Raw genomic sequence first — 17204 nt, forward strand, 5'->3', positions numbered from 1 at the left:
CCTCCGAAGCTCGGAGGGTATTTGCTATCCTATCTGATAAAGGTGTTAAACCTTTTCGACGTTAAAATACTGCGCCTGAGGGTGGCTGAACACCATGGCTGATACAGAAGCCTCCGGTTCCATCATAAACCCTTCCGTCAGCTCAACGCCAATATCCTCAGGTTTTAACAACTGGAACAACGGCCCCTGATCCTCCAGATCTGGACATGCCGGATAGCCAAAGGATACCCGTATGCCTTGATATCTGGCACCGTGTCGCTGTTTCATTGTCATATCGGCAGGGTCTGGGAACCCCCAGCTATCCCTGATAATATGGTGAAGCCGTTCCGCTAACCCTTCTGCTACTTCGAGTGCTACCGCTTGAAGTGCATGCGAGCGCAGATAATCCCCTTTATCTTTCCACCGGGTAGATATCTGCTGAATCCCATGACCAGCTGTAACGACCATGAAACCTACATAGTCCATAACCCCGGATTCCACTGATTTCAAGAAATCAGCCAGACATAGATAAGGCTCTACCTGCTGGCGCGGGAATGTAAATGTGTGCAGTACCTTGCTCACATCCGACGGATCATAGATCAGAATTTGATTTCCTTGGGACTGCGCTGGAAAGAAACGATACATAGCATGTGCCTGGATGATTCCGTCCGTCACAGCTTCAAACATGATGCTGTCCACGGTTTCCTTCAACTGAATCGCTTTCGGATCTTCCGAAGCCAGCAGCTGCTCAACATTGCCTTTTAAACCAAGATGATGCCCCATTAGCATTTGCATATTCACGTAAGGCAAAATATAATTCAGTGGATAATTACGCAGTACATGACGATCCGTATCTGGTGGAATATAGACGGGCAGATCCTGAGCAATGTTAGAGCGCACAGCTCGAGTGAGCTTAGGGAGCGGCTTAGCTTCCACGACTATTGCCGCTTCAGCCTCCCGCTCAGCCTCCATGTCCTCAGCCATTTTTTTGCGGGACTCAGGATTCATAAGCTTGTTGGCAATATCCAGCCCATCCATAGCATCCTTTGCATAGGCAACCAGACCATCATACTCAGGACGGATACGATTTTTAGTGAACTTACGTGTTAAAGCAGCTCCACCAACCATTATTGGAATATCAATATTCGCATTTTTCAAATCCTGTGCGGTCAGCACCATTTGTTGTGCCGATTTAACAAGCAGTCCGGATAAGCCAATCATATCGGCCTTTTCTTCACGGTAAGCCTCAATAATGCGTTCTGGTGGTACTTTTATACCCAGATTCACGATATGGTAACCATTGTTGGATAGAATAATCTCCACCAGATTCTTACCAATGTCATGCACATCACCTTTGACTGTAGCCAACAAAATCTTACCTTTTACTGAGGATTCATTCTTCTCCATGAACGGCTCTAAATAGGCTACGGACGCCTTCATCACTTCAGCGCTTTGCAGCACCTCCGCAACAATCAGTTCGTTATTGTTAAACAGTCGTCCTACTTCCTCCATCCCCTTCATCAGCGGGCCGTTAATAATCTCCAGCGAAGAATATTTCACGAGCGCTTGCTCCAGATCCGGAATGAGTCCCTCCTTACTTCCCTCGACTACATAGGAAGCCAGTCGTTCTTCGAGCGAAAGGTTTGATATCTTTTCTTTTTTCTCCACTTTCTTGTTACGGAAAGCTGCTACAAAAGCGGATAAAGTATCGTCATTTGTTTTATAGATCAAGTCTTCCGCAAGTTTCCGCTCATGCTCTGGAATGGATGCATAACGTTCAAGCTTCTCAGTGTTTACAATCGCATAGTCCAGACCTGCTTTGGTGCATTCATATAAATAGACGGAATTGAGCACTTCACGACCCGCTTCCGGCAAACCAAAAGATACGTTACTGATGCCCAGGATGGTATGCACCCCGGGAAGCGCTTCTTTAATAATGCGAATGCCCTCAATGGTTTCCTTAGCTGAACCGATATATTGCTCATCACCTGTTCCTACTGGGAATACGAGCGTATCAAAAATTAGATCCTCCGCTGCCAAACCATAACGGTTCACCAACAGATCATAAGAACGTTTAGCTACCTCAAGCTTATCCTCACGTGAAATAGCCTGTCCGCGTTCATCAATTGTTCCAACAACAACAGCGGCGCCGTACTTATGAATAAGAGGAGCCATTTTCTCAAATTTCTCTTCACCATCCTCCAAATTAATGGAGTTAATTATTGCCTTGCCTTGCGAATATTGAAGTGCTGTATCAATGACTTTAATATCCGTGGTATCAATCACTAAAGGTACCTTTACCTTGTTTACAACCAGTTTCAAAAATGCTTCCATATCCGTCATTTCATCGCGATCCGGGTCCTGCACACAAATATCAATGACATGCGCTCCGCTTTTTACCTGAGCACGGGCAATTTCAGATGCCTCTTCATATTTGCCTTCCACGATCAAACGCTTGAATTTGCGGGAGCCCAGAACATTCGTTCGCTCACCAACCATATACGGACGATTGTCCTGTTCAATATATACAGGCTCAATGCCCGATACGGCAGGAGGATGATGACCTACCAGCGGACGCGGCTCAAACTGCGCCATACTTTCACTCATAACTCGAATATGCTCAGGCGTGGTACCACAACAACCCCCAGCAATATTCAACCAGCCTTTTTCAGCAAAAGCAGCCATTTTACGTGCTAAAGAATCAGGCGATTCATGGTATTGGCCATTTTCATCGGGCAAGCCCGCATTTGGATAACAGCTAATAGCTGCAGAGGACATTTCAGACAGAGAGCGAATATGATCACGCATAAACTCTGGACCTGTAGCACAATTCAATCCAATCGAAATTGGGTGCAAGTGTTCCAGTGATATGCAAAAGGATTCGATATTTTGTCCGGCCAACGTAGTTCCCATAGGCTCAATCGTGCCTGAAATCATTAGCGGAAGCTCGATACCTGTCTGCTCAAAAGCTTGCCGAATTCCGATGCTTCCAGCTTTGACGTTAAGCGTATCCTGTGAGGTCTCCAAAAGGAGTACATCCACGCCGCCTTCAATAAGCGCCAAGGCCTGCTCTTGATAGCTTTCAATCAGCTCAGCAAATGTAACCCCACCTGTGACAGACAAGGTTTTCGTGGTTGGGCCCATAGCTCCTACTACAAAACGAGGCTTGTCCGCAGTGCTGTATTTATCCACCGCGTTACGCGCCAGTTTGGCCGCCACCAGATTAATTTCACGGGCACGTTCTGGTATATCGTAATCCGCCAAAACGACGGATGTTGCTCCAAATGTATTCGTTTCAATTAGATCTGCTCCGGCCTTCAAGTATGCTTCATGAATCCCTTGAATGACATCCGGTCTCGTTAAGACCAGCATTTCATTACAGCCCTCCAGCTCTTCCCCACCAAAATCATCGGGGGAAAGGTCTTCCTGTTGAATCATGGTGCCCATGGCCCCATCAAGAAGGAGTATTCTTCGTTGTAATGCATCCTGCAAGCTAACTTTATCCAAATTTCTTCACCCCCGCAAAACGTTAAATCCTAGTTTAGCAGAAACCGTATCATTTAGATAGATTGAAGTAAAAACATACGTTTTATACAGGTTGTTCTTTGTAAAAATGACTTCTCTTATCCATTTTTATAGTTTGTAGCATTATAGAGCGTACTTAACCCTGCATCCTTTAGCTATGGTCATTTGCATTATAAAATGTTGAAATCCTGTATTGTACAACGTTTCAAGACATGGTATTCTTTATACAACATTAATCCAAGTGGAAAAGAGGGAATATATATATGGCCGAAATCTTAATACGTAATACGAATGAACGAATTAGCGGTGAAGAACAAGTACGTGAATTTCTGGAGAGTCACGAGATATTGTATGAACATTGGGATGCTTCCAAATTGTCTGGGGAGCTGCAAGAAAACTTTACCTTAACAGATGATCAAAAGGCCGCTGTTCTCAAAACATTTGAACCCGAAATCAAGGATTTAGCCGCACGTCGCGGATATAAAATATGGGACGTTATCACTTTATCTGAAGCAACGCCGAATTTGAACGAGCTGCTGGCCAAGTTTGAGCAAATTCACACCCACACCGAGGATGAAATCCGTGCCATTGTCGCTGGTAAAGGCATCTTCATCATTAAAGGCCCAGAAGAGATCGGCTATTTTAACGTAGAGCTTTCACCGGGGGACGTTATCTCCGTACCTGAAAATATACCTCACTTCTTCACTTTAATGGAGAATCAAAAGATCGTCGCAATCCGCTTGTTCATCGAAGAAAATGGCTGGATTGCCGAACCGTATGAAGATCCAACCTTCATTAAAGCATAATTACGAATTTATCCTTGTGTGAATAAAAAAACTCCCTCTGCTCTGTAACAATAGCGAAGGGAGTTTTCTTAATACTCGTTTCTAAAGACTATTGATTTCTTACTTTAACGATTGAATAATTCCGTCCAATTCAGACAGATGCTTGATTTGGAACTTCGGCTTGATCTCTGTGGTATTGGTTTTAGTGTTTCGGTTCACCCAGACCGAGTGTACACCTGCTGCCAACGCTCCTTGAATATCAGTCGTCAGTTTATCTCCTACCATTAAAGCATGTTCAGGCTCAATACCAAGAAGCCCCAAAGCATGCTGGAATATAGACGGATCAGGCTTGCCTCGACCAAATGAACCTGAAATGACAACATGATCAAAGAAAGGAGCTAATTGAGGAACTCCATCCAGTTTCTCCTGTTGTAGATCAGGGGAGCCATTTGTCAGCAATAACAGCTTGTAATGTCCCTTCAATTGTTCTAGAATCTCGAACGTTTCTTCATATACATGTGGACGCGCGCGTCTTTCCGAAGCAAATTGGGTAGCCAGCTTTTCCGCCAACTTCTCATTATCTATCCCTAGTTGCTGGAGTCCTCTGCGCCATGATTCCTTTCGATAAACAGGGGCCAACTGTTCCAATTGGCGGAATTCAGGTTGCTCACCTGCTGTAAAATTCGCCCACAATCCTTCAAACGGATTAATGCCGATCATTTGAGTAAAACTAAAGGTTTCATAGGATTCATACAAAGCGCGTGCTTCCTTACGTACGGCTTCCTCCAGAGTTTTTGGATCAACGCCTGCTTCACGGGAGCCTGTTTGACACGCTGCATCAAATGCCTCTTCTACACTACGTTCATCCCACAAAAGGGTATCATCAAGATCAAACATTACCGCCTGAATCGTCATCTGAATTATCCACTCTCTTTCCACAGTATATGTACGCCTATTTGCTTGATTAAGCATTTGAATCGTTATGTGTGCCCATATTAAGCAAGCGGCCGCAGCATGTTATATGAAATAACATCATACGGCCTTTGTTACAGAGCTACAGGCAAATCAGTTATTTCTTGTCTACCTGTATCTGATTGGATAGCGCAAACTTCTCAAGTCGCTCTGCAATGGCATCCGTGTCATAGCGACCTAATGATTTTGTGAAAATAAAATTACCACCCTTACCTTTTCTTTCAACGGTTACGTAACCCTTTTCAATCTTGATGGCTTTCATGTCCCCTGCCGTCATTGGACGTTCTCTACCACCTTTCAGCATATAGAGAGTATCCTTTCCCACTTTCAAATAAGGACGACGGATGAAAAAGATAACAGCCAGCATCAAGTACAGGCCGAATACAAGCCAATCCATCCCTCGCATACCGGTCTTAGTCAAAAAGTAACTCATAAGCATGTACAATACAGAAAGACCAGCCAGCATAATTGGCACAGTAATGTTACGGCCACGGAAAATATCCATTGTAGAACCTGCGCCGCTAATGGTTTGAATGCCTTGCTTTTTGCGCGATTTATTTAAATGCGCTGTGTTTTTGCGTACTTTTCTTTCAAATGATCGGGCCATCTCTCAATTCCTTCCCAGATATATTACATTAAAACAATTGCCTCAAAGCTGATCTATATAGATACCATAAAAGGTACCTAAAACAAAAGGCAAATTGCAGGCTTGGGCACTTTAACAACATTAATGCTTCAGCCCGTCATTTCCTTTCGATGTATCATCGTCCACAAATTCAATCGTCTCAAGCTGCTGCCGAAAATTACGGCGAATGTTACCTAAATAAATTTCCCGAAGATTGGCGCGCTCTGTGGCTTCCTCTTCCGTCAAACCCTCGGATTTTGCTTTGCGCGCTAATTCATTAATGCGCTGTACCAAGCTGTCTATATCCAAATTGTGTCCCCTCCATAAAAGCAAAGATATAATACACTTTGACATGTAGAAAAGAGCTTGTCAAGGCTCCCGTATTACGCTCCCTGACAAGCTCTAATAGTCTATAGATCAGAAGTTAGGAAGCTTGAGTACCTGACCTGCCTGCACTCCCCGATCCTCCAAACCGTTAATCCGCACAATTCCTTCTATATATACCCGTGTATCCATTCGTTCCGGTTTATGATTTGCGGCAATCTCCCACAACGTATCCCCAGGTTGTACGGTCAGTTTAGTCACTTCTTCCTTGGAAGCTGAAGGTGCCGCGAAAACTGTAAGTACACCTGCCCCTGCAATCCAAGCAACAATCACTATAATAAGAAGCTTAAGTAAAAGAGTATTGGTAATAATCTGCATAAAACGTGCCCTACCCTCTTTTCGAGTCTCCTGTAAATTTTCTAAATTCATCGGAAAAATACTTTGATAAGTGCTATATTTCATCATTGGCTGTGTCCTCCAAACGTTTGTTCTTATGTTTTCACAATATAACACGAACATTTGTTTTGTTCAATAGAAAAGAGAACAAAAGTTCGTAATTATTTTTAGGGATTATTTAGAACTTATGTTTGTACGAACGGAGGTTCTATGCTATAATTTTCCCAAACGTTACTAAATGGGGTTGATACGGTATGTCTAAGATTTCGAGCCGCCAGCAGGCCATTCTTGAATTTATCCGCAATGAAGTGCGTCTAAAGGGATACCCCCCTTCTGTACGCGAAATAGGCGAGGCTGTCGGATTAGCCTCCAGTTCTACGGTTCATGGTCATTTGGATCGTTTAGAGAAAAAAGGACTCATTCGCCGCGATCCTACAAAACCACGGGCTATTGAGTTACTCGGTCAAGACGAATCGGATAACAGCAACTTGATTAATTACTCCATTAGTCGTGTCCCCGTCGTCGGCAAAGTAACTGCTGGCCTTCCTATTACGGCGACAGAAAATATTGAAGATTACTTTCCTCTTCCCCAACACTTTGTTGGTGAGGATAAAATATTCATGTTATCTGTTGTAGGCGAAAGCATGATTGAAGCTGGTATTGCTAACGGAGACTATGTAATCGTACGTCAGCAGCAGACCGCTGATAATGGTGATATTGTTGTAGCTATGACAGATGAAGACGAAGCTACAGTTAAAACCTTCTACAAAGAAAAGGATCATATCCGGCTTCAACCTGAAAATCCAGCCTTTGAACCGCTTCGCCTGACACACGTCAGCATTTTGGGCAAGGTTGTAGGACTCTTCCGGGACTTCCACTGATTTCTCGTTCTTTCTTCCCCGTTATTCTATCCACTAATATAAAACCGGCTGCCTAGGGCAAGCCGGTTTTGTATTGCTATTATGTTTATTATGTATCTCACAACTTTTTTTTCATTTCAGCAACCTATCCCTATTTTTTCTACTAAAAATCAGCCTCCTCATCTCAAATAATTCCCCACTGACCTTGAGCAGCTATACTGTCATGGGCAAAACTAATAGATCTTTCTTTGTTTTAGATAAATATGGTATATTAATTACTTATAGCTCTGTAGGAGGAATTAAATGAAAAAAATTATAATTTCAGCGTTTGTTGTGATATTTATCGCCATAAGCTGTGTAGTTCCAACAATGGATCATTTGTATGCAAAAGAGAACTCCCACATAACAACTTACGACCGTATTAAGTATATACAAATACTTATCCATTTCAGGTATTTAGAAAAGCAACTCGAAGCTGTAATTTTCGAAAGAAATAATTATCCAGAAGACAGCCAAGAATATAAACAGCTCTCTGAACAACTGAATCATATTCTTGCTCAAGAGGCGTACTACGAGAAAAAACTTAACACTCTTAATAGTAAATAATTTTCATACTAACTGCCTATTATCTTTATCTACACTATTAGACTCATGCCGACCTGCCTATAACATTCTCCTGCAACGTAAAGTTGAAAAGGCGAAGACAGGTTCGCATGAGTTTTTTTATTATCCATTAGGAATATAGGTACTAGCTTCTTTTTGCTTTTAATAGATTTATGCTGATACATTACTATCACAATTGACATATGTATATAGCAGAACTAAGCAAAGGAGATATGCAGATGATCAGAAATAGAGTTAAAACGTATAAGCATCGCATCGGGAAAAACAGATATCTGGTCGTTAAAGTCTTTCAAGCCGCAGCTGCTAAAACAGGAAGCGGAAATGCACTAGCAACCAATGCCTTGAATATCAAAATTTCCAAGCGTAAGCATAAACGCCACTAAGATTTAACCGTACCTTCATTTCTTGAAGGGAGGTGATATTATGAGCAGAAGACATTGCAAACGTGATTTAAGAAGAAGAAGATTAAACATCCGTTCCACTCAAAGAGCCATTGCGCGTGCAAGAGGTAACGCACTGGCTGTTAATCTGTTTAGCGTAAATGATAGACAACGCAGACGTTAATAATCGTTTTCAAGCAAAAGCGGGAAGGATTCTTCCTGCTTTTTTTGTGTTAAACGATACACCCAACTCCTAAATTCCATAGAACTGCTAAATTCAGTTGCCTTCCTTTTAAATACCATACATATTCAACTATGCTTCCACTGGTTAAAACAGAAGCGAAATGGTACCCAGTCAAAAGCAGCAGCATTCTTGACTCAAATACTTTGTGTACAACTGACCACACCTATAGCCCTCAAACTTGCTTCAGCTTTTTTCACTTAAGTATTCCGGCTGTATATCCGTCCATGGTTTGTACGTTGCTGCATTGTTTGCTCAATTTTTTATTTTAAAACTTTATAAGGCCCCACTTGCCCACCACCGTATTCCACAAACTCCATCATATCCTACTCAACGGCTGGACTACAGATGCTCTTATCTGACTTAATGCAGCTGAAAACAATTCGATATTGGATCAACACTTCATATGTATGATTCATGTTGATCAACTCGACAATTCATTCTGGATAAGCGCTAAAAATCCTTCTCTAAATAATCATACCCTTACATGATTATTTAGAAAGCTAATATCCGACACATAAAGATAAAATACAACAAACAAAGACAAGAAAAAAATTTCTCTTCACAACCAATGAACTATGTACAAATACATTACACATGTATAACATTAAATACAAATACTAGAAAGGTGGTAACAATTTAATGAAAAAAGTATCTTTACTAGCATCAGTAGCAATGCTTATCTCATCTGTAGCTTTTGCTGCACCTTCTTTTGCAGATCAGGTCACAAGTGACACTTATAGTTCATTACAAGACTCAAATAGAAGTATAGAGTCTGTTACGCCTTTTGCTAATGTTGAATATGTCGTTACTGTAAATACGGCCAATCTCAAAGATGCCGGAACAGACTCGAACATCTCTATAACTCTGTATGGTTCTAATGGAGATTATGCTACCGCTACACTCAATGGTAGCTTTGAACAAGGAGATTCCGATACAACAAGAATCAGCACTAGTAACCTAGGTGACATCAGAAAAATTACTATTAGAACTGATGGATCTGGGTATAAACCAGGTTGGAAAATCGCTAATGTCAAAATATCTGGAAACGGGAAAACTTTCTCATTTGCAGGTCCTAACCGTTGGCTTGGTGACGGCGGTTCCGCAGATTCCGAAACACTTTTTCCATCCTAAAACAAATATTCATACAAAAGACTCTGTCGATATTTGGATAGAGTCTTTTAGTTTTGGATGAATAATCCTACTAAAATTGTATCGCCGTAATTATAACCCCATCTCAAGAATCAATTTTAAGAATAAACTCACTAATGGGAAAAATGTTATGTAATTTTGCTATATAAACAAAAGCTAAGAAATGGCCGCTGGAAAAACATATTGAATCTACCAAGAAAATCATAGCTTTAAAAAGAATTCAAGCATCAAATCACAACACCTAATTTTTTCGATTTAGCATGTCTCTTTTAGTCTCAATACTTTTAAGTTGATCATGTACATTTTCGAATATTGGATTATTATTTCCATCTACCTGACTTAGCGTAGCTGCGAACAGTTCGGTATTCTACTTTACCACTTTGTACTTATGATCAACAGTTACATTACTCTCTTGTATTTTCACAATAATCTCATCCCCAATAGCCGCCAGTGAAAGCAATTAACCCTCAAGCCAATTCTCTTATCATAGGATACCTCCAAAGTATAATAAATCTTCTAAATACTATAAAAGATGTGTCAAAGTATCGTGCGTATTATCGCAAATAAAAGACTCATACCAGTTATTGTTGCAAACTAATAAGGCCCTATCTGAGATTAAATTTAGGTATTAGGAAGGATTATACCCATTCAATGAAACATTCCCCTTCTTACAAAATACAATAAGCGCAAATCTATTATGGCAGGAAATCCACCAAGTATTCGCCAAAAGAGAAGCGAATACTGTAGCTATTGCCAAATAGCTTATGCGCTCATTGAGTTCAACTATTTGCCATCCATGAGTGAAGTGGTATTATCCAACAGTTCTTTTCACGAATTAAACCCAAAGTGATTTAGTGATGATAACTAAGAGAATAAAGAGCACTAAAATTGCCGCTGTAGAAGTCCATACACCGCCGCCACCTGCACCTTCATATGCACCCATGTCTTAAACCTCCTTTATTTGTCGTTCACCTTAATATATGTATAAATACGTTCAGTGATAGGGCATGCAGGTAAACAAAACAAAGGCTCACACCCAGATAAACCGGTAGAGCCTAATAATCTTTATAAAAGAATTAATTTCAAGATGATTACCAACAAAATGAAGAGTGCCAAGACAGCAGCTATCGATGTCCAAATCTTCCCGGCCGTCTCTTCGTAACCTCTTTCTATTCCTCTCACACGTAACGCCTCCTTTGTTTACTCCACAGGCTATGCGAGGTCTTGTTTATGGGATGGACTTCTAGGAAAATAAAAACACTTTACCAGCGTATCCAGCAAGGTGCCACTGATGAAGAACTTTTACTATTGCCACAACTAAAGAACAACAAGAAGGACTCCTACAGCATTTAGCTGATAGAGTCCTTCTTTATATCTGCCTTAATTCAATTTAATTGCATTGAGTTATGGCTTCGAGTATATATTTTTCACTCCTCAAGACTCAATTAATGAATTCTACTATATTCCAAAACAATAAACATCCCGTCAGCGCATGCCAGTAGGGTATCACCCATTCTTTCGGATTATGCAACGGTTTGGTGATATTTCAAAAGAATTTATGTAAGGTCAAGCTACTCGCCTTACGATATTAAACGTTCTGTCCAGTTCCAAGTACCTTGGCTTGTTACTTTGATCTTATCCCCAACGATAAAAAAGGCCGTTTTTGTGGTGGAATCCCCGAAGAAGCCCTTGTACCACTCTTTGCCTGGCTAATCGATTAAACCCTTCGGCGCGTTCCAGTGCCACCCCACATATCTATATTTGCTCCTTCAAAAACTTCAAGAAAATTCCTCTTAACATTAGATGGAAAGTAGAACTAACGTTCCAGTTAGTTATAGGGTTCCCAGTTCGTATCGCGTATATCTTTATCTGAGGCTTTTCTCACAAACTCTATGCATTTTTCTTCGCAAGCGCCAAAAACTTTATAATTTTGCTGGCCCTGTCTTAAAGATACTATGTTTGCCCCGCCATCATAATCAGGATCTGCAAACTGAATACCATCATCTTCCCAAAAACAAATTTCACAAATATCATAGGTTCCAGGCGGTTCATCGTTTAAGGTTTTGTAACCACAGCAAGGACAAGTATATTTTCCCACCGCTATAAGACCTCTCCTTATTATGTATCTATTTTTTTGTTCCGTTAGCCAGTTAAGTGAGTCCTTCATTACTTGTAATTAAAGGAGATAGGAAGATATCTTTCGGATAAATCGCTTTAAACTTTAAACATCAATATATCGGTCTGTATATCCTGTCTGTATCTGTATCAATCACATAACCAACCTCTGTGTCATCTTCAAAACGCAATCGATTAAAATTATGAAGTCGACAAAATATATCAGGTAAATCTCTAATATTAAGAGTTATCATTTTTGCTTGTATATACTTTTGATATAGTTCTTCTTGTGTGCATTGGTGACCAGTAATCAAATTTTGAAAAAAGTAACCTTCAATTTTAATAATCATAAAATCACCACTGGTGGTTAACCATTTTTTATAAATTTAGAATACTTACATAACAATTACTCAACTAAAGCGCATATTAACTTAACCTTAGTGAACAAATTAAAGCTCCCTTTCTAACACATTTGCTATGATAACTTCTATTTTTCTATTAATTTATTGAATATTTCTCTATCTTTGGAAGTAAAGTCGGAAATCCGTTTCTTTTGCTCGTACGTGTTGGTACTTGAATCCAATTTAATGAAGCCTTTTTCACCAATCAAATACACAATATTTTTTTTCATCTTATATGACACAATATTATCAACAGCATTTTCCAGTGGATCAGCAAGATGATTATAAAGTATTAAAGGGTCGTGTGGCCCCCCTCTGAAAATTTGAAAAGTCCCGTCACCAAAATATTCTACGGTATCTTTGCCTGATGGGTATTTATACTTCGTATTATCTCCAGAACTCACCAGGAAAATTAGAGTAGTAGTTGTAACTAGTATAGCTATCAAGATAAAGATGTATCTGTGCTTCATCCAATTCACACCTCACTTCCAAGCTTTTCTTGTATCAGTTACTGTAACATAAGATGTATACTCTTTGAGCGTCCCCCATGATTCCATTAAATTTGTTAGATTGGCCGCAGCCCAACCGAGTTTGTTGTGCCCAGTAAACATTTGTTTAAAATTATACTCGAAATTATATATATCATAATATATTGTAGTAATTTTCCATTGCCCGTTAACGTAATTTCCATTTATTTTATAATACATGTTGTGAAAAGCATTATATAAATCTCTATCACTTTCTAATCCCTCAGATCCATTATATGAAAAACTTTTAACTTTATTAGCATTAGCTTTTTTGACTGCGGCATTAACTATTGCGATGTGCTCTTTAGATTTTTTAACTTGCTGCGCCTCATATGACCACTCGTTAAAGTGTAAATGTCCTGGTTTGTAATCAAGTGAATGCTGAAGTAAATTTGCTGTGATGTCCCCGTACTTCTTTCGAGCTATAGGAACAGCTACTAATGTAAATGCTTTACGATCAGGATAATGTATTACAGTGTCTGTCGAATCTTTTACCTGCTCTACGCCTCGCACCCAAGTCTTTTCTAGTTCTACCATAGGATTTTCAAACGGAAAAGTATTATTTCCTGCATACACTAACATATTCTTACTATATGCGCCTTCTAGTATTTTTTGCGAGACATCAGGCTGATCCTGTTCTCTTGTTTCCTTAGGTTCTAACTGAGGAGTGTACTGAATTTTTCCCAATTGATCTTCTTTTTGTTTTAAAACAAGTTCAAACTCAAGAATCTTTTTGCTGGTATCAATCTGTTCTTGATACTTATCTACATAAGCGTGTGTAAACGTAATATCACGGATCGCGTTTTCATTTCTCACGACTTGGATGTTACATTTTCGATAGTAGTCCTCACTATCAGGTTTATATTCTGCGTTTGCCCATGTGTACAGCATGTTGGAATTATCCGCATTGTATATAACTGAAGGAAGCGAATGAAGCGGAATTTTGCTTCGAATATGTAGCGAATGAGCCAAGTTTGTAGACTTAGCTGAAAGGTTTATGGAACTATTATTCTTATAAGTAAAGCCAGTGATCTCACCTTTTATAAACTCGATTGGTTCAACACCGGATTTGCGTTCTATTCTTAATGAAATGCTCATTGAGATAATCTCCTCTATTAATTCAATCTATTTTCGCAGGAAAAATTTATGAAAAATAATTTCCGAATATTAATATATACGAAAAATATTAAATAGTAAACATATTTTAACTTGGTAAAGGACGTAAAAAAGACCCGGTTACCTAGGGCCTTTTATGTACTTGCAGAAATAATATCCTCCAACTTAATCCAGCTAAAATCATCCTCACCGCGTGACAGCCGTACGTGAGTTGTAGGAATCTATTAGCGCTTGCTCGATTAGCTGCACTTCCTGATCATCCAACTCTGGCTTGCCGCGCCGTTGACGGTCTTTCATGAGCTTTAGATACGCTTCCTTATGTTCCAGTATGAAGATGCAGCTGCTTTCCCATAATCCATTACCTTCGAGTCTTTTTGACATGTATGTAGCCTCCTGATGTGTTATGCACAAATTATATTCTGAGTACAAAAAATAAACTCCCGATCATTGGAGGTTTAATACCGTATAATGCCTATTTCCAGCGAGGAAAATGTAATGATCTTTTGGTCACCATCCCAGCCCTCTATGATTACAATATAGAGCGCATATCGCTCTTGTTGTCCCCTTCTTCCCAAAGCCAGCAACCGCGCGCCTTTATGTCCACTACACTGCTACCTGTCTTTATCTCCAGTTCCATCATGTTGGGCACCCGTCTTCGCTCAGCAGAATTATTGTAGAGTATTGGAGTAGCGTTCGATATCAGGTAACAAAGCGTTCAACTTCTTTGTTACCCAGCGTTTCCGTATACTATACAGATCAGAACAATGAACGACGAAAGCGGACACAACTATTATGCAACAATAGCGGAATAGACGGTTGCCAAAGTTACACTAAACTTTTGCAGAAGTTTACGATGGCGCACGTAAAGCCATGGAAAGAATATGGGGGCGATATTCCTGAGCCAATAGGATAAGACAAGAACAGCAGTAAATTTAATGTGTGTATTCCTAAAAGCCTACTCGTCCAATGTCAAAAGGGGCTACTGCCGAAAATTCTCCCTTGAACCAGCATTGCCTTTACAAATTGAGCAAATGAGGGATTTACAATAAAGTTCGGACCTCCCCCCCATTAACCCAGCCTAAACAGACGTATCGCAGTTCGTGCCAACCTCAAACGGCAGGTCATTCACCCCATTGGTGCCAAGATGCCAAAGGCTGAGGATAGCTGCGAGTTCCCAAAAAACAGTGTTCAATAAAGCGTACAATCGCAGCACGTTAGTTACATTTAACTAATCAGGAAATTATCCAAGTAGGAGGAAATAACCATGGCATTTGAAGGTTATAGAGAAGACAAGCGAGAACATTGGTTTGACTGGCCATTCCCCTTGTCGGTATCAATACTGTATGTGGATGCGGATGTAGATCTAGATGTAGATGAAACAGAAACGAAATGGTACCTCATTGACGAACAAGAAAAACACTTGATCCGAATTAGGGATGAAAAACAAATTGAACTGCTTCATCACTGCATGTATGGAGTCTTGTTAAATGACGAGAAGATCAACTGGATTATTGATAAAAATGGCGGTAGATTTACCTATCATGATGGTGTGGAAGATTATATCAAATCCCAGAAAGAATACCTTGATACATTATAAGAGGCGTGAACAGTTAAAAGCTCTACCGACCAATTAAGGTTAGCAGAGCTTTTAAATTTATTTAGAATATTCACTTACTTCAAATGTTAGGATACGATCATATAGCATGTAATCCTTTCGGCTGCTGAATGGACCTTTATTATTATCGTGTTTATTAATAGCGTATGAAGCCGATCCAGAACCAGCCTGCTTGCCCTCATACCATGAGATAAAGTCATTAACCTCTTTCATGCTTAGGTCAAACTCCTTTTCCAAACCAGTTGTCATAGTAACCACCAGAATTGCACGGTCCCCAGTTGGTAGAGATGGATCAGTTGGTTCGGGAGTTGGTGCCGGCTCAGGTGTGGAACCGTCAATCTTCCCGAATATTTCTATAGTATTAACCGGAGAATTAGCCAATGTACTCTGACTTCCTCCAATAACGTAAATTTGTCCACCTAATGTTATAGCCCCAGCCCCACTTCTGGCTTGCTTTAAGCTAGCCTCAGGAGACCATTTATTCTGTTCAAAATCAAAGGATTCTACTGTATTAAGTTCATAACTACGTCCACCTGCTTCAGTTTTTCCAGCAATAGCAAATATTTTATTGGAATAAATGACAGCTTGGGCCCCTCCACGTGCTGTCAAAAGATTGGGTTTAGTTGACCAGTATCGTTATCGGGATCACATTCAAGAAATGTGTTTAGTGAGACATTTGAATTATTATCAATATGTCTACCTGCTACAAGATAGATTTTGTCCTTATGTACAACTGCAGAGGAACCATGAAGTGTATTCGGCATAGGTTTCTTCGTTGACCAGATGTCGGAAGCCGGATCATATACTTGGACAGTAGCAACTGAACGCGTATTTGTTGTCATCCCACCAAACACATAAATCTTTCCCTTATACAAAACACTTGTCAACGAACCTAAAGCCTGCGGCATAGCTTTCCTAACACTCCATGTATCTGTCTGGGTATTGTAAACTTCAACATTATTTACTGAGGACCCTCCTGTCCAGCAAAAGGCATTACCTGTATAGCCACCAATAACATAAATATCATTTCTATAAACAACGGAAGTTGCTGTAGAACGAGCCGTAGGCATGCTACTTCCTGAGGCCCATATATTATTTTTCGGCTCATAAATTTGAATATCCTTATATGGGTTTGATTCTGAAGAACCACCGAAAATATATATCTTGCCATTCAATTCAGAAACAGCACTTACCGCCTTAGGATTTTCTATAGTCGTTTTAATCGACCATTCATCGCTTACAGCTTCTGCTTTTACCTCTAAAGCTGACATATTCAAGAACACTATCGCTACAATTAAAATACTCCATAATGCTTTAATTTTACTTATTACTCGATCTCCTCCTAGCCATATATTGAACTATTACCAAGATAAATCATTCTTAAAAACCTGTCTAAACATAAACTTGCTGATCTATGAATATATTATAAATATTTGTATATTTAGTTTTTATTGGGTATAAAAAACTCAGCCAGTTACCCGGTTGAGCCTTTCACATCTACTCTAATTCAAACTGGTCAACGAAAAATCTCTGCCAACCAATTGTAGTTAGCAGAGATTTCTGTTTT

The 17204-nt window shown here is 40.0% G+C and carries 17 protein-coding genes and 3 pseudogenes; 7 read left to right on the forward strand and 13 right to left on the reverse strand.

The genetic code is table 11. The features are described from left to right. Positions 1-45 precede the first annotated feature (45 nt). On the reverse strand, positions 46-3486 hold the full coding sequence (gene metH, locus ACUUJN_RS14530) for a methionine synthase (RefSeq protein WP_028541730.1): 3441 nt from the start codon (positions 3484-3486) through the stop codon (positions 46-48). A 281-nt stretch (positions 3487-3767) separates the two neighbouring features. On the opposite strand from metH, the gene ACUUJN_RS14535 reads away from it, so the two are divergent. Next, positions 3768-4310 carry a 1,2-dihydroxy-3-keto-5-methylthiopentene dioxygenase gene (locus ACUUJN_RS14535; protein ID WP_023989001.1) on the forward strand — a complete coding sequence of 181 codons (543 nt, stop codon included), beginning with the start codon at positions 3768-3770 and terminating at the stop codon, positions 4308-4310. Positions 4311-4409: 99 nt separating this feature from the next. On the opposite strand, the gene ACUUJN_RS14540 is transcribed toward ACUUJN_RS14535, so the two are convergent. The 4 genes from ACUUJN_RS14540 to ACUUJN_RS14555 all read right to left on the reverse strand — a co-directional run bounded on the left by ACUUJN_RS14540 (position 4410) and on the right by ACUUJN_RS14555 (position 6672). After that, positions 4410-5204 (reverse strand): HAD family hydrolase, encoded by a 795-nt coding sequence (locus tag ACUUJN_RS14540; RefSeq protein WP_023989002.1) that lies wholly within the window; start codon positions 5202-5204, stop codon positions 4410-4412. 154 nt (positions 5205-5358) lie between these two features. Further along, positions 5359-5868 carry a hypothetical protein gene (locus ACUUJN_RS14545; protein WP_023989003.1) on the reverse strand — a complete coding sequence of 170 codons (510 nt, stop codon included), beginning with the start codon at positions 5866-5868 and terminating at the stop codon, positions 5359-5361. A gap of 120 nt (positions 5869-5988) precedes the next feature. After that, complete coding sequence (locus ACUUJN_RS14550; protein ID WP_013310543.1) at positions 5989-6195, reverse strand: DUF896 domain-containing protein; 207 nt, start codon at positions 6193-6195, stop codon at positions 5989-5991. A gap of 108 nt (positions 6196-6303) precedes the next feature. After that, positions 6304-6672 carry a LysM peptidoglycan-binding domain-containing protein gene (locus ACUUJN_RS14555; RefSeq protein ID WP_034095187.1) on the reverse strand — a complete coding sequence of 123 codons (369 nt, stop codon included), beginning with the start codon at positions 6670-6672 and terminating at the stop codon, positions 6304-6306. 188 nt (positions 6673-6860) lie between these two features. Between ACUUJN_RS14555 and lexA the strand changes: the two genes are divergently transcribed. From lexA to ACUUJN_RS14580, 5 genes are all read left to right on the forward strand, one after another. Next, complete coding sequence (gene lexA / locus ACUUJN_RS14560) at positions 6861-7487, forward strand: transcriptional repressor LexA (protein ID WP_013310545.1); 627 nt, start codon at positions 6861-6863, stop codon at positions 7485-7487. 282 nt (positions 7488-7769) lie between these two features. Then, complete coding sequence (locus ACUUJN_RS14565; RefSeq protein WP_028541732.1) at positions 7770-8072, forward strand: hypothetical protein; 303 nt, start codon at positions 7770-7772, stop codon at positions 8070-8072. Between the two features lie 236 nt (positions 8073-8308). Beyond that, positions 8309-8473 (forward strand): hypothetical protein, encoded by a 165-nt coding sequence (locus tag ACUUJN_RS14570; protein WP_013310546.1) that lies wholly within the window; start codon positions 8309-8311, stop codon positions 8471-8473. A 40-nt stretch (positions 8474-8513) separates the two neighbouring features. Then, positions 8514-8654, forward strand: a complete 141-nt coding sequence (locus ACUUJN_RS14575) for a hypothetical protein (RefSeq protein WP_167348633.1) — start codon at positions 8514-8516, stop codon at positions 8652-8654. A gap of 699 nt (positions 8655-9353) precedes the next feature. After that, positions 9354-9845 carry a PLAT/LH2 domain-containing protein gene (locus ACUUJN_RS14580; protein WP_023989006.1) on the forward strand — a complete coding sequence of 164 codons (492 nt, stop codon included), beginning with the start codon at positions 9354-9356 and terminating at the stop codon, positions 9843-9845. An 853-nt stretch (positions 9846-10698) separates the two neighbouring features. On the opposite strand, the gene ACUUJN_RS14585 is transcribed toward ACUUJN_RS14580, so the two are convergent. The 5 genes and pseudogenes from ACUUJN_RS14585 to ACUUJN_RS14605 all read right to left on the reverse strand — a co-directional run bounded on the left by ACUUJN_RS14585 (position 10699) and on the right by ACUUJN_RS14605 (position 14403). Next, a complete protein-coding gene (locus tag ACUUJN_RS14585) occupies positions 10699-10806 on the reverse strand; it encodes a hypothetical protein (RefSeq protein ID WP_023989007.1) in 108 nt (35 codons plus the stop codon). Between the two features lie 885 nt (positions 10807-11691). After that, complete coding sequence (locus tag ACUUJN_RS14590; RefSeq protein ID WP_023989009.1) at positions 11692-11961, reverse strand: CPCC family cysteine-rich protein; 270 nt, start codon at positions 11959-11961, stop codon at positions 11692-11694. A 504-nt stretch (positions 11962-12465) separates the two neighbouring features. After that, the gene (locus tag ACUUJN_RS14595) at positions 12466-12849 is read right to left on the reverse strand and encodes a hypothetical protein (RefSeq protein ID WP_484669759.1); all 384 of its coding nucleotides are present in this window, start codon (positions 12847-12849) and stop codon (positions 12466-12468) included. A gap of 12 nt (positions 12850-12861) precedes the next feature. Continuing rightward, the gene (locus ACUUJN_RS14600; protein ID WP_075154279.1) at positions 12862-14004 is read right to left on the reverse strand and encodes a hypothetical protein; all 1143 of its coding nucleotides are present in this window, start codon (positions 14002-14004) and stop codon (positions 12862-12864) included. A 152-nt stretch (positions 14005-14156) separates the two neighbouring features. Further along, positions 14157-14403 (reverse strand): annotated as a pseudogene (locus tag ACUUJN_RS14605) (YolD-like family protein). A gap of 883 nt (positions 14404-15286) precedes the next feature. Here ACUUJN_RS14605 and ACUUJN_RS14610 point away from each other — a divergent pair. Then, positions 15287-15619, forward strand: a complete 333-nt coding sequence (locus ACUUJN_RS14610) for a hypothetical protein (RefSeq protein ID WP_023989013.1) — start codon at positions 15287-15289, stop codon at positions 15617-15619. Positions 15620-15676: 57 nt separating this feature from the next. Here the strand turns inward: ACUUJN_RS14610 and ACUUJN_RS14615 are convergent. From ACUUJN_RS14615 to ACUUJN_RS14625, 3 genes and pseudogenes are all read right to left on the reverse strand, one after another. Then, positions 15677-15934 (reverse strand): annotated as a pseudogene (locus tag ACUUJN_RS14615) (fibronectin type III domain-containing protein); the annotation flags it as partial. Between the two features lie 60 nt (positions 15935-15994). Next, positions 15995-16246 (reverse strand): annotated as a pseudogene (locus ACUUJN_RS14620) (hypothetical protein); the annotation flags it as partial. Beyond that, positions 16243-16908, reverse strand: coding sequence for a Kelch repeat-containing protein (locus ACUUJN_RS14625; protein ID WP_076295951.1), 666 nt, complete (start codon positions 16906-16908; stop codon positions 16243-16245). The gene ACUUJN_RS14625 and the pseudogene ACUUJN_RS14620, both read right to left, overlap by 4 nt. Positions 16909-17204 lie beyond the last annotated feature (296 nt).

The sequence above is a fragment of the Paenibacillus sp. LRG-1 genome (assembly GCF_057220305.1).

Coding starts and splice junctions, on each gene's coding strand:
- ACUUJN_RS14610 (WP_023989013.1), top strand. CDS start 15,287: ATGGCATTTGAAGGTTATAGAGAAGACAAGCGAGAACATTGGTTTGAC.
- ACUUJN_RS14575 (WP_167348633.1), top strand. CDS start 8,514: ATGAGCAGAAGACATTGCAAACGTGATTTAAGAAGAAGAAGATTAAAC.
- ACUUJN_RS14555 (WP_034095187.1), bottom strand. CDS start 6,672: ATGAAATATAGCACTTATCAAAGTATTTTTCCGATGAATTTAGAAAAT.
- ACUUJN_RS14535 (WP_023989001.1), top strand. CDS start 3,768: ATGGCCGAAATCTTAATACGTAATACGAATGAACGAATTAGCGGTGAA.
- ACUUJN_RS14565 (WP_028541732.1), top strand. CDS start 7,770: ATGAAAAAAATTATAATTTCAGCGTTTGTTGTGATATTTATCGCCATA.
- ACUUJN_RS14545 (WP_023989003.1), bottom strand. CDS start 5,868: ATGGCCCGATCATTTGAAAGAAAAGTACGCAAAAACACAGCGCATTTA.
- ACUUJN_RS14600 (WP_075154279.1), bottom strand. CDS start 14,004: ATGAGCATTTCATTAAGAATAGAACGCAAATCCGGTGTTGAACCAATC.
- ACUUJN_RS14625 (WP_076295951.1), bottom strand. CDS start 16,908: ATGTCAGCTTTAGAGGTAAAAGCAGAAGCTGTAAGCGATGAATGGTCG.
- ACUUJN_RS14585 (WP_023989007.1), bottom strand. CDS start 10,806: ATGGGTGCATATGAAGGTGCAGGTGGCGGCGGTGTATGGACTTCTACA.
- ACUUJN_RS14570 (WP_013310546.1), top strand. CDS start 8,309: ATGATCAGAAATAGAGTTAAAACGTATAAGCATCGCATCGGGAAAAAC.
- lexA (WP_013310545.1), top strand. CDS start 6,861: ATGTCTAAGATTTCGAGCCGCCAGCAGGCCATTCTTGAATTTATCCGC.
- ACUUJN_RS14580 (WP_023989006.1), top strand. CDS start 9,354: ATGAAAAAAGTATCTTTACTAGCATCAGTAGCAATGCTTATCTCATCT.
- ACUUJN_RS14540 (WP_023989002.1), bottom strand. CDS start 5,204: ATGACGATTCAGGCGGTAATGTTTGATCTTGATGATACCCTTTTGTGG.
- ACUUJN_RS14595 (WP_484669759.1), bottom strand. CDS start 12,849: ATGAAGCACAGATACATCTTTATCTTGATAGCTATACTAGTTACAACT.